Raw genomic sequence first — 1,764 nt, forward strand, 5'->3', positions numbered from 1 at the left:
GGTAATATTAAAACCCAAGAAAATGAGAACCTAGAACCTCTTCTTGTTAATAGAATTAACAGTTGGCACCTCCGACCAACAGCACATACACTTATAGGCAATTTGTTTTTGGCAAGTGATTACGTTCAAACAAATACAGACTTAGCTTCTATGGAAGGAGCGAATGAAGCTGCAAGGAGAGCGGTAAATAGTATTCTGCAAGATTCAGATTCGAGTGAGCTTCCATGTAGAATATGGAAATTACGTGAGCCGGATGTTTTGGCTGTATTAAGATGGGCGGACAAAGAGAAATTTAAAAAGGGTCAACCATGGGATGGTCAGTTATCCTTTTTAAGTGCCATCATAATTAAGATCAAGATGTTTATTAAGATGATGGTTTCTTAATCGATGTAATTGTCTATCTCATTTAATAGATATCTACCTAGATAAAATAATTATCTCGTATTTATATCGATGTAGGGTATAGGTGCGTTCATGTGTCTTAAATATAATAGCATTGCGCCAATATCTAGAGAACTTCATTTTAACCACATACACGAACAGGTAAGTTATTAATTATTTGATTTGATGAAAGCCATTTCTCTAGTTTGCATTATTTTTTGTTCATCTTATGTATTATATGCACAAGAAACAATAACCATTAGTGGGTATTTACAAGAAGAAGCCAGTAGCGAAAAACTGATTGGCGGTAATCTTTATGAATTTAATTCAAGGAAAGGTACCGTAACTAACGATTATGGCTTCTTTAGTCTAACGGTTCCTAAAGATTCAATTAATCTTCGCATATCCTTTGCTGGCTTCGAAACGCAATATTATATAGGATTTCCAAAAGAGGATTTGAGATTAAATTTTGAATTGAAAGGCTTAACTCTTAATGAGGTGGTTATAATAGGAACCAAAGAAGAACAGATTCATGAAAAAGTAGAGATGAGTACCATTGACCTGTCGTTGGAGAAAGTTGCTATGCTACCTGTCTTAATGGGAGAGAAGGATATAATGAAAACGATCCAGCTTTTACCAGGTGTTCAAACTGGTTCTGAAGGAACATCCGGTATTTATGTTAGAGGAGGAGGGGCAGATCAAAATCTGATTCTATTAGACGGCGTTCCTATTTATAATGCATCCCATCTTTTCGGATTCTTTTCTGTTTTTAACGCAGATGCAATTAATTCAGTGAAGCTTATTAAAGGAGGTTTTCCTGCTCGCTATGGTGGTCGACTATCATCGGTAATTGATATAAAGATGAAGGAAGGCAATATGAAAGAGGTTCATGGTAAAGGATCAATCGGATTGATTTCTTCCAAGTTTACAATTGAAGGGCCAATTAAAAAGGAGAAAACTTCATTTATTATCTCGGCGAGAAGAACATATATAGATATTCTGGCACGTCCTATAATTAATTTATCAACTGATGGAAGTACAGGAGGGTATTTCTTTTATGACCTTAATACCAAGGTAAATCATAAGTTTTCTGACAAGGATAGGCTTTATATAAGTGCCTATCTAGGAAACGACAAAGGTTACGGGCGTGATAAAGGTGATTATGTGATAAACGGTGCGAAACGCGCCACAAATTGAAAATCGATTCGCAGACACCCTACACTTCACAAAACGCAATCGTGAGAAAATCGAACCTGCTGCTGCAACACGACCGCCCGAAGACCAAACAAACCACGGACTATTAACTTTCGACTACGCTGAAACCATTGAAAAACAGAAACCTCGGACCAATCATCCACCAGCCCTCCTAGTAACTGTTTCTAC

2 protein-coding genes are annotated in these 1,764 nt (G+C 36.8%); both read left to right on the plus strand.

The window, feature by feature from the left end; genetic code table 11:
- Nucleotides 1-384: phytoene dehydrogenase (locus HRT72_13645; protein NQY68753.1), on the plus strand; the 384-nt coding region annotated here is incomplete at its 5' end.
- A gap of 183 nt (nt 385-567) precedes the next feature.
- On the plus strand, nt 568-1,578 hold the full coding sequence (locus tag HRT72_13650; GenBank protein ID NQY68754.1) for a TonB-dependent receptor plug domain-containing protein: 1,011 nt from the start codon (nt 568-570) through the stop codon (nt 1,576-1,578).
- The last annotated feature ends 186 nt before the right edge of the window (nt 1,579-1,764 follow it).

It is taken from the genome of Flavobacteriales bacterium, assembly GCA_013214975.1.
Classification (GTDB): domain Bacteria; phylum Bacteroidota; class Bacteroidia; order DT-38; family DT-38; genus DT-38.